The organism is Actinomadura keratinilytica (assembly GCF_039539665.1).
Classification (GTDB): Bacteria; Actinomycetota; Actinomycetes; order Streptosporangiales; family Streptosporangiaceae; genus Spirillospora; species Spirillospora keratinilytica.
Genome location: NZ_BAABDO010000008.1, coordinates 105,700 through 115,078, shown reverse-complemented (window position 1 = coordinate 115,078; position 9,379 = coordinate 105,700). Strand labels below are relative to the sequence as shown.

10 protein-coding genes and 1 riboswitch are annotated in these 9,379 nt (G+C 70.6%); of the genes, 2 read left to right on the top strand and 8 right to left on the bottom strand.

The features are described 5' to 3' along the window. Positions 1-740: 740 nt before the first annotated feature. Together ABD879_RS04900 and ABD879_RS04895 are read right to left on the bottom strand one after the other, a co-directional pair. A complete protein-coding gene (locus tag ABD879_RS04900; protein ID WP_345017832.1) occupies positions 741-1,049 on the bottom strand; it encodes a hypothetical protein in 309 nt (102 codons plus the stop codon). A 1,495-nt stretch (positions 1,050-2,544) separates the two neighbouring features. Beyond that, a complete protein-coding gene (locus ABD879_RS04895) occupies positions 2,545-3,015 on the bottom strand; it encodes a GNAT family N-acetyltransferase (RefSeq protein WP_345017830.1) in 471 nt (156 codons plus the stop codon). Between the two features lie 144 nt (positions 3,016-3,159). On the opposite strand from ABD879_RS04895, the gene ABD879_RS04890 reads away from it, so the two are divergent. Beyond that, positions 3,160-3,489, top strand: coding sequence for a WhiB family transcriptional regulator (locus tag ABD879_RS04890; RefSeq protein ID WP_345017828.1), 330 nt, complete (start codon positions 3,160-3,162; stop codon positions 3,487-3,489). A gap of 4 nt (positions 3,490-3,493) precedes the next feature. Here ABD879_RS04890 and ABD879_RS04885 read toward each other — a convergent pair whose 3' ends face one another. After that, positions 3,494-4,438 (bottom strand): NADPH:quinone oxidoreductase family protein, encoded by a 945-nt coding sequence (locus ABD879_RS04885; protein ID WP_345017826.1) that lies wholly within the window; start codon positions 4,436-4,438, stop codon positions 3,494-3,496. Positions 4,439-4,554: 116 nt separating this feature from the next. Here ABD879_RS04885 and ABD879_RS04880 point away from each other — a divergent pair, with 116 nt between their 5' ends. Next, the gene (locus ABD879_RS04880) at positions 4,555-5,196 is read left to right on the top strand and encodes a rhomboid family intramembrane serine protease (protein WP_345017824.1); all 642 of its coding nucleotides are present in this window, start codon (positions 4,555-4,557) and stop codon (positions 5,194-5,196) included. A 3-nt stretch (positions 5,197-5,199) separates the two neighbouring features. On the opposite strand, the gene ABD879_RS04875 is transcribed toward ABD879_RS04880, so the two are convergent. The 5 genes from ABD879_RS04875 to ABD879_RS04855 all read right to left on the bottom strand — a co-directional run bounded on the left by ABD879_RS04875 (position 5,200) and on the right by ABD879_RS04855 (position 9,247). Then, on the bottom strand, positions 5,200-5,970 hold the full coding sequence (locus tag ABD879_RS04875; protein ID WP_345017822.1) for an SDR family oxidoreductase: 771 nt from the start codon (positions 5,968-5,970) through the stop codon (positions 5,200-5,202). A gap of 46 nt (positions 5,971-6,016) precedes the next feature. Continuing rightward, a complete protein-coding gene (locus tag ABD879_RS04870) occupies positions 6,017-7,477 on the bottom strand; it encodes a hypothetical protein (RefSeq protein ID WP_345017820.1) in 1,461 nt (486 codons plus the stop codon). Between the two features lie 39 nt (positions 7,478-7,516). Then, the gene (locus ABD879_RS04865) at positions 7,517-8,302 is read right to left on the bottom strand and encodes a sporulation protein (RefSeq protein ID WP_345017819.1); all 786 of its coding nucleotides are present in this window, start codon (positions 8,300-8,302) and stop codon (positions 7,517-7,519) included. Between the two features lie 136 nt (positions 8,303-8,438). Further along, positions 8,439-8,765, bottom strand: a complete 327-nt coding sequence (locus ABD879_RS04860) for a DMT family transporter (protein ID WP_345017816.1) — start codon at positions 8,763-8,765, stop codon at positions 8,439-8,441. Between the two features lie 37 nt (positions 8,766-8,802). Continuing rightward, a riboswitch (guanidine-III (ykkC-III) riboswitch) is annotated at positions 8,803-8,872 on the bottom strand. 135 nt (positions 8,873-9,007) lie between these two features. Next, the gene (locus tag ABD879_RS04855) at positions 9,008-9,247 is read right to left on the bottom strand and encodes a 3-keto-5-aminohexanoate cleavage protein (protein ID WP_345017814.1); all 240 of its coding nucleotides are present in this window, start codon (positions 9,245-9,247) and stop codon (positions 9,008-9,010) included. Between the last annotated feature and the right edge of the window lie 132 nt (positions 9,248-9,379).

Below are 9,379 nucleotides of genomic sequence, written 5' to 3'. Positions count from 1 at the left end.
CGATCATCTGGGAACCCTGGTAACCACCACCGCCCCGCACCGGCGGCCCGTCCACCACACCCGCAACGCCGTCGGCGTCCTGGTCCACCACCACGCGACCGGAAGGCAACCGCACACCTCTGGGCCCGCCACCACACGCCGCCCGTAACGGGGCAGCCCTGCACATGCGCGCCTCCCTGCGCCGACAAGCGAACACCCAACCTCACGGCAGCACCGCTGTGACCTGCGTACTTGCACTACCGCCGCACTGCTGCAGAATCCACCCTGTGCGGCCATGCACTGGCCGTGCTCACCTGCGGCTTTACCCTCGGGCCGCATCATCACCCTGGAGGTATCGCAACCCGTCGGGACCAGACCGCCGAGCCGTCGCCCTCGACGTGTCGCATCATCACCCTGGAGGTATTGCATCCACTTCGTGGCAACGTTGGAGAACCCGTCAGGCATCAAGCCGCGTTATCACCTTGGGGGTAGCGCAATCTGGGCACAGTGACATGAAGGGGGACATGACGTGCTACGTCATGTCCCCCTGGGGTTTCGCAACGTCTGCTTGCTATCGATATGCCGCCGGTGCGAGTGCTGGCCCGGGCGCCGCATCAGTCGCTGTGCTTGAGAAATCGGCGCTTTCGCCGTTGAGTCTGCTGTTCTTTGGTTCGCGATTCGTTGGCGTTGTTCACGATCCCTGTAGTGCGCCGGGCTCATCGGCGCCTGTCCGGGGGGCGTGAAGACCGCTTCCTTTTACGTCACATGGTGTTCAGGGCGGTGCTCATGACCAGTACGGCGCTTCCGAGGGCGCCGACGAGGACGAGCGCTGAGGCGGCGAGAGCGAGGCCGGGGCTGAGCAGGCGGCGAACCAGCAGGTAGGCCGCCGTGGTGACCAGGAAGGCGAGTGCGGGAAGGTACGGAACGAACAGGGACGTCGCGCCCACAAGGATTGCGCTGAGCAGGGAGACGGAAACCCTGTGTCCTCCCTTGAGGTCACGGCCGGTCAGCGTGTAGGTAATGCCCCCGGAGAGCGCGGCGCTGCCAACGAGCATCGCAATGATCAACATCGTGTCGGAATATATGTTGAAGCCTCCGGACCGTGTGGTTTCCGTTCCAGTACGTATGATTCACATGTGGGGCGTCAGGTTCGGCCGACGTCGTGATCTCGCCAGGTTTTTTGGAGCCTCGCAAAGCTGATCAGCGGAAACTCCGCTGGGCGCAGGCGGCGGTCCTCTCCGTCTGCGGCGAAGGTGCTGTTCAGGGGGCTGGGGCGGCTGCTGGCATGGCCTGGATGTGGGCAGAGGGCGACACGGGGGGTGCCGCATGCTGCTGAACCTGCGGTCGGCAGCGGCCCTGGACGGGTGTGCCGAGCAGGGCGAACAGCGACGCCACGGTCGGACGCTGGAGCAAGGGTGACGCCCGTGGCGGGCGGCCAGCTGCCGGATGACCGGTTCATGCCGGGTCAAGCCCATTGGCTTGCCGCGCCCCGCGTGCCCTGCTGGTGACTGCCCGGTCAACCGGTCTCTGCTGTCATGCGCGCCGCGTCCTACCGGTGACGAACCGGCCATGTTCCGGTGCAGGAGGGCACGCGGCGCATAGCGAGGACACCAGGGCGACCTCCACGGGCACCAGTTGGATGCGGGAGCCCCGATCGGCTCACGGCACCGCTGTGACCTGCGTACTTGCACAACCGTCGGACTGCTGCAGAACCTACCCTGTGCGCCCATACACAGGCCGCGCCCATCTGCGGCATTACCCTCGGGCCGCATCATCACCCTTGAGGTATTGCAGCCACCGCGCGTACACCGTCACGTACACCCCCGCCGCATCATCACTCTGGAAGGAACGTGCGGTTCTGCCGCGTCGAAGTGTCGCGGCGGCCGAGCTGGCCACATGCGGGGATGTCCCGCCGTGCGCGGCGTCGGCCCGGGATGCGCACGGGACGACCGCGAGCACGGATGCCGACACGGCGGACGCGGTCCGCGCCGGCCTCGCGTCCGGGTGTGGAGGCCGCGTCATCGCCCTGAGGTTCGCGACGCCCACTCCTGGGCCGGCATCCGGACCTGATGCGCCGACGCCGCATCATCACCCTGGAGGTATCGCAGGTGGCGGGCGCGGTCGGTGATGCGTCCGGCCCGGCCGCGTCGTCACCCTGGGGTATCGGAACTTGCGGGTCTCACTCAGTGGGGCCGGACGCGTAGGTGTTGTGGGTGATGGTGGGGGCTCGCGGCGGACGGGTGAGGCTGGAGGCTCGTCAAGATCGGTCGGTGGGAGCCTGCCTTGCGGATTTCGGTTGTCCCAAACCGCTGCCGTCCGTCTGGCTCTCGCGGCAGGAGCCGCGTCGCGGGGCGTTGTGACGGTTGATCTGTCGTGCCGGGCCGCACGATCCGGTGTCCGGCGGTGTGGAGTGCGGTACGGGCTATCACGGCCTCGCGGGAAGGGTGTGATGGCCGCTCGGCTGTGTGGGGCGTGCCGAGAGGGGCGGGCGGCCACTGCCGGGATCGTTGGTGACGGTGGTGGGATCCCGGTAGATCGTTGGTCAAAAAGTGTCCGAAACGGCGTTTAGGTCTCGTTGAGGTGGTACTTCATGCCCGTATGGGACGGGCGGAAGCCGAGTTTCTGGTAGAAACGGATCGCCTCGGGACGGCGGCGGTCCGTGGTGAGCTGGACCATGCGGCAGCCGCGCGCACGGGCCTGCTCGACGGCCCAGGTGATCATTGCTTGGCCGATGCCGTGGCCGCGCTGATCGGTGGCGACGCGGACGCCCTCGATCTGGGCGCGTTCGCCGCCCAGGCAGGTCAGGCTCGGGATGTAGGTGAGTTGCAGCGTGCCGACGATCTCGCCGTCCACTTCGGCGACGATGACGGCGTTGCGGGGGTCGTCGGCGATGGCCTCGAAGGCGCGCACGTAGTACTCGGGGAGCGCCTCGCCGGGCGTCTCGCTGGTGGCGCCGAGGCCGTCGTCGGCCAGCAGGGCGACGATCTGCGGCAGGTCGTCGCGGGTGGCCTCGCGGAAGGTCGGGCTGGGACGCACCGTTTCAGGCTATCGGCGGGTCGATCCGGCCGGTCGGTCACCATGACTTGTAGTACTACGGCTTGTAGTACTACGTTGGGTTCGACAAACTTTCCCACCCCACGGCCTCCGGTGCCGGGCCTCCGGACATCGGCGGGAGAGACCATGTTCAACAGCGACAACGACGAGCACTGGACCGACCACGCCATCTGCCGGGGCGCCGATCCCGACCTGTTCTTCCCGATCGGTTACGGTGCGCCCGTTCTCCAGGAGCAGATCGCGGCGGCCAAGGCGATCTGCGGCAACTGCCCGGTCACCGCCGATTGCCTGTCCTGGGCGCTGCGCGTGGGCGAGCCCGACGGGATCTGGGGTGGGACGACCCCGGACGAGCGCCGCTACCTGCGTCGCAAGGCGGACGCTCCGGCGCGGCGCCGGCTGCCGGTGATCTCCGTACGCGGCGACGTGGAGGAGCACCGCGCCGACCAGGCCGCCTGACCGGCTAGGGGATCAGGGCGATCTTGCCGGCGGTCCGGCGATGCAGGAGGTCGTCCAGGACGGTGGGAGCCGCGTCCAGAGGGTGTGTTCGTGGCGCCACCGGGTCGGTGACCAGGTCGAGCGCCGTGTCCAGCAGGGCGCGCTGCTCGGCCTGATGTGTCAGCGACCATGCGCCCCAGTCGACGCCGACGACCGTGCGGTTGCGCAAGAGCACCTGGTTGAGGGGGAGCGACGGGATCTCGCCGGAGGCGAAACCGATCACCAGGTAGCGGCCGCCCTCCCGCAGAGCGCGCAGAGACGGATCCGCCAGGGCCCCGCCGACCGGATCCACCACCAGGTCGACGCCGCCCTGCGACCATTCCCGCGCGGACGTCTTGACGTCGTCGGGCCCGACCGCCGCCTCGGCCCCGGCGGCCAGCGCCAGCTCCCTTTTGTCCGGAGTGGACGCGACGGCCAGAACACGGGCGCCCAACGCCGTCGCCACCTTGATCGTGGCGAGGCCGACGCCGCCGCCCGCGCCCAGCACCATCACCGTCTCACCGGACGCCAGGCCGCCCCGCTCGCGCAGCGCGAACAACGCCGTGCAGTGGCTCTGCAGGAACGTCGCCGCGCGCGGCGCGTCCAGGTGGTCGGGGATCGGCACCAGCGCGGACGCGGGCACGGCCACCTGGGAGGCGAAGCCGCCTCCGAAGCAGCCGACGAGCACGCGCGTGCCCACCGCCGGGCCGTCCGCGCCCGGCCCGAGCGCCGCGACGGTCCCGGCGACCTCGGTGCCCGGCACGTAGGGCAGCGGCGGCTTGATCTGGTAGCGGCCGTGGACGAGCAGCGCGTCCACGTAGTTGACCCCGGCCGCCGCCACGTCCACGAGCGCCTGGCCGGGACCGGGCTCGGGCGGGTCCTGCTCGCGTACGACGACGGACCCGAACTCCTCACACACCACGGCGCGCATGCGCCCCACTATGACGGAAACCGAATGGCGTTCGCCACAGTGGGCGGGGCACAGCGCGAGCCCCTGGATCGTTGTCAGTGGTGACGGGAGCGTCTTTCACACCTACGGTGGCGCACATGAGCTATTCCCCCCAGCCGCAGGAACGGCACCGATCCGAAGGGCTCGCGACGCACGGCGTGCGGGCCCTCGGCGCGATCGTGCTGATCGGCGCGGTCACCGCCGTCATGTGGGTGCTGGAGATCTTCGACTACGTCGTCGGCGGACGGCTGGACGCGTTCGGCATCCAGCCGCACGACGTCGACGACCTGCCGGACATCTTCACCGCACCGTTCATGCACGGCGGCTTCGGCCATCTGATCGGCAACACCGTGCCGTTCGTGATCCTGGGCTTCCTGGCGGCGGCGCGCGGGATCGCCAAGTTCCTGGCCGCCAGCCTGGTGATCATCGTGGTGGGCGGCCTCGGGGTGTGGTTCACCAGCTCGGCCAACACCCTGGGCTCCAGCATCCTGATCTTCGGCTTCTTCGGCTACCTGCTCGGCCGCGGCCTGTTCGAACGGCACCTGCTGGACCTGGCGATCGCCGCCGCGGTGGTGCTGCTGTACGGCGGGCTGATCTTCGGGGTGCTGCCCAGCGACCCGGGGATCTCCTGGCAGGGCCACCTGTTCGGGATGATCGGCGGCGTGCTCGCCTCCTGGCTGCTGCGCCGCCGCCGTCGGCCCGAGCCCGCCGCACCCGCCTACCGGCCCGGCTACTACTGACCCTCAGCGGGGACGCACCGTCACCTCGGTGACGGCGGCGTCGCGCGGCGTCTCCAGGGCGGCCACCAGCACGCGCGCCACCGTGGCCGGCGCGGCGAAGTCGCCGGCGTCGTACGGCCGGCCCTCCTGGGCGCGGACGCGCCGCTGCATCTCGGTCGAGGTGCGGCCGGGGAAGATCGTCGTTACCCGCAGCAGCGGCTCCTCGGCGCGCAGCGAGTCCGCCAGCGCCCGCATGCCCCATTTGCTCGCCGCGTAGGCGGACCAGTTCGGGTTCGCCCGCAGCCCCGACGTGGAGTTGACGAACACCACCTGCCCCTCGGCGGCGCGCAGCGCGGGCAGCAGCAGCCGCGTCAGCTCCGCGGCCGACACCAGGTTGACGTTCAGGTGCTCCAGCCACTGGTCGGCGTCCAGCTCGGCCACCGTGCCCAGGTGGACGACGCCCGCGCAGTGCACCAGGCCGTCCAGCCGATCGGGCAGCCCCGTCGCGGCCAGCGCCGCCTCCAGCCGGCGCGGCTCGGCCAGGTCGAGCGGGACCGTGCGGATCGTCGCGCCCGCGGCGGTGGCGGCGCGCCCGGCCGCCCCCGTCTCCCCGTTGCGTTCGCGGACGATGACCTGCGTCGGCGCGTGCGCCCCGCCGCGCAGCGACGCCGCCAGCGCGGCCAACCGCTCCGCCGACCGGCCGGTCAGGATCAGGTCGTGCCCGCGGTCGCGCAGCAGCTCGGCGACCGCGGTGCCGATGCCCCCGGTCGCCCCGGTGATCAGGTATGTCCCCATGACGTTCCATTCTCGGCGATGCGCGGGCCGCGGGGGCGGTGCCCGGTCAGCTGGGACGCAGCACGCGGGTCACCCCGGCGATCAGCGCGGTGGCCAGGATCCACCCCGTGGCGACCAGCGCATACGCCACCCAGCGGGACCAGCCCGACGGGTCGAACGCCTGCTGCTGCCCGAACGTGTCGATCGGGATCAGCAGGTCCAGGGTGTAGACGAAGGCGTGGTAGTCGGGCCGTTCGTCCGGCGGCTTGATCGGCTGCGGCTTGTCGGCCGAGAACACCGCCGTGCCGAGCGTCACCAGCACGGCGAACCAGCCGAACGCCAGCCACGGCCGGTAGCCGTACCCGACCGTCCAGTCCAGCAGGTACCCCCACGCCTTGCCGATCGGGTTGGCCAGATGGCGGCGGCGGGTGCGCAGCTTGGCCAGCTGCACCTTGCGGGCGAGGTCGTCGTGGCCGATGCCGTGGTACCAGGCGGCCAGCTGCTCGTACGGCTGCAGGTGGAACTGCTTGTCGCGGTTGACCCAGTTCAGCCGGTCGCGGAAGGTGCCGCCGCGCAGGCTGTCGTAGACGAGCCCGTTGAGGTACAGCTCGTCGGGCCAGATGGACGGGTCGTCCATGATCAGGCCGATCCGGGAGTACGACAGCGACACCCGGCCCTCGATCCGGCGCTGCGGCCACAGGATCAGCTCGTCGGCGTGCAGGTGGCTGGCGTGCAGCGCCATCCGCCCCGGGTCGCCGGAGTCCAGCACGGCCTTGGAGAACGACAGGATGCCGTTGACCCGGGCGCTGCGCAGCCGCACCGTGCCGAGGGCGGTGAAGCCCTTGCTGAACTCGGCGGTGTCCTCGACGATCATGTTCTGCGCGTCCAGGGCCAGCCGCCCCGGATTGCGCAGCGCGGTGCCCTCCATGAACAGCCCGCCGTTCATGCGCGCGCCGACCAGCCGCATCCCGCCGGTGATCTGCGCGTCCCGGATGAACGCGCCGACCTCGACCACCATGCCGCCGCTGAACACCGCCCACTTGGCCGGGTCGGTCTCGGTGATCACGGTGCGCATCATCCGCAGCCCGCCCATGAGCTGGGCGCGCGGCAGCCGCACCTCCCCGTCGATCACCGAGCGGGACAGGCTGAGGTAGCCGTCGGCGTGCAGGCCGCCGCCGTCGAACCCGGGCATCCGGCAGTCCGACAGGCGCAGCTGCCGGGTGCGGGCGTTGGAGAAGTCGGGCTGCTCGACCAGGCGGCAGTGCTCCAACCGCAGCTCGTGCTCGACCGTGCCGCCCGACACGTCCAGCCGCCCGATGATGTACGCGCCGGTGAGGCGGACGGCGGGCACGTACCCCTCGCGCGGCTCGCACGCGCCGAGCAGCAGCTGCCTGATCACCTCGGCGCGGACGGTGCGCCCGGGATCCGGACCGGCCGGACGGTCGTCCCCGAGGACCACGCGGGCGCCCGTCGGGAACGCCGCCCAGAGCCGTTGTTCGGTTTCGCTGAGTCCGGGGGGTTGTGTCACGTGGTTCGTCTCCTCCGGTGGTCGCCAACCCCCCGCCGGTCAGAAGAGGCCGCGGCGCCGTGCGGCCTGCTGCAGGTAGGAGTCGAGCTGCTGCTCCCAGTTGATGTTGTCGACGGTGGCGTAGTCGACGGTGAACCGGGCGAACGCGTCGTGGCCCTCGGTGAACAGCCCGCCGCGCTTGTCCAGCTCCAGGACGACCTCCATCGACTGCGGGTACGACACGAAGGTCACCTCGAGCTGGTTGATGCCGCGGGCGTACCGCGTCGGCGGGTAGTACTCGATCTCCTGGTAGAACGGCAGCTCCTGGTGGACGCCCCAGATGCGGCCCTTCTCGCAGTCGGCGTTGCGGAAGTGGAAGCCGAGATTGGCGAAGGCGGTGAGGATCCGCTCCTGCGCGGGCAGCGGGTGCACCGCGATCGGGTCCAGGTCGGTGGCGTCGACGGCCCGCGCGACCTCCAGCTCGGTGGCGACGCCGACGGTGGTGCCGTGCAGCGGCCGTCCGTAGAAGTGCGTCAGCGGCGCCTCCCACGGGATGTGCAGCTGGAACGGGATGCTGTGCCGCGCGCCGTCGTCCAGCCGGAACGGCCCGGCGATCTGCACCTTGGCGTACTCCAGGTCGGACTGGTACTCGCTGTCGCCGGACTCGACCTCGACGCGGGTCTTCAGAGCCAGGTTGATGCCCTTGATGTCGGAGTCGTGCTCGCCGCCGATGACGGTCACCTCGCCCGTCACCACCCCGCCGGGCGTGGTGTTCGGGTTGTGCAGGACGGTCTCGACCTGCGGGCCGCCGACTCCGAGCGCCTGCATCAGCTTCTTGAAGACCACCGTCTTCTCCCCTCCCGAGAGATTCGGGACGCTATCGCGTCCTCGCCAAGTAGACGCGAGCAGGGGGGAGTGCGTTCCCGCTGCTGCGGACGGCCACGGACGATCTCGGACGGCGGCGGACGGCCGCGGGCGCAGGTCAGTGGGCGCCTCCGCCGGCCAGGTTGAGCCCGACGACCCCGGCGACGATCAGCGCCAGCGCCGCGATCCTGCCCGCCGAGACCTGGTCGCCCATGAACAGCATGCCGAGCACGGCGGTGCCGACGGCCCCGACGCCCACCCATACCGCGTACGCGGTGCCGACGTCCAGCTTGGTCAGCGCCAGGTTGAGCAGGCCGAAGCTGATAAGCGCGAACAGCACGAACCCTATGGACGGCAGCACCTGCGTGAAGCCGCGGCTGGCCTTCAGCGACAACGCCATGGCCACTTCGAACAGGCCGGCGACGATGACGAGGACCCAGGCCATGCTTCCACCCCTCCGAACAAGACGAGCCGGTCACTTCCACGCGTCGTCTTGTCTTGACCGGGTACGGCGCGCTCCTCGTCCGGAAGGGCATGCACCACACGCCCTCATCCCAATCCAACCAGAAACCCACCCCGCCCCTTCCCGGAGCCCAGCCCTCCCAACGGGACCTCCGCCGGTATCCAGCGGATTACGGCGCCCCCGGCAGCGACGGGCGAGCTCGGCGGGGGACGATCCCGCGCGGCTCATTTGAGCCGGTCGACGCAGCGTTCAACACGTCGCGGCGCCCTCGTACCGGTGTGCTGTGGGGCTCCTGGTGGGAGGCGCGGCCCGGGGTGTGTTGTCGCCGCGACGCTCGCGCCCGCCTCCCAGCAGCGGACGACGCCGTCGGCGATCTCTCCGGGGGTGACCGGCAGGTGCGGGCTCTGCGCCTTGGCGGCCATGCCGCCCGTCGGGGCGACGGTGAGGATGAGCTTTCGGCTCACCGGCTGCCTCCGGTGGGGGCGTGGCGGCCCCGGGCCGGTCTCAGGGGCCACTTGCCAGGGTGCGCCGGTGTGCTTGGAGGGCTTGGCCTTTCGGGGGCCCGGGTGCTCAGGAGCGGCGTGGGCGTCCGCCTC

What these genes read in the sequence shown, in the direction of transcription:
- ABD879_RS04875 (WP_345017822.1), bottom strand. Translation starts at nt 5,970, where the DNA reads ATGGGGACATACCTGATCACCGGGGCGACCGGGGGCATCGGCACCGCG.
- ABD879_RS04860 (WP_345017816.1), bottom strand. Translation starts at nt 8,765, where the DNA reads ATGGCCTGGGTCCTCGTCATCGTCGCCGGCCTGTTCGAAGTGGCCATG.
- ABD879_RS04880 (WP_345017824.1), top strand. Translation starts at nt 4,555, where the DNA reads ATGAGCTATTCCCCCCAGCCGCAGGAACGGCACCGATCCGAAGGGCTC.
- ABD879_RS04890 (WP_345017828.1), top strand. Translation starts at nt 3,160, where the DNA reads ATGTTCAACAGCGACAACGACGAGCACTGGACCGACCACGCCATCTGC.
- ABD879_RS04885 (WP_345017826.1), bottom strand. Translation starts at nt 4,438, where the DNA reads ATGCGCGCCGTGGTGTGTGAGGAGTTCGGGTCCGTCGTCGTACGCGAG.
- ABD879_RS04900 (WP_345017832.1), bottom strand. Translation starts at nt 1,049, where the DNA reads ATGTTGATCATTGCGATGCTCGTTGGCAGCGCCGCGCTCTCCGGGGGC.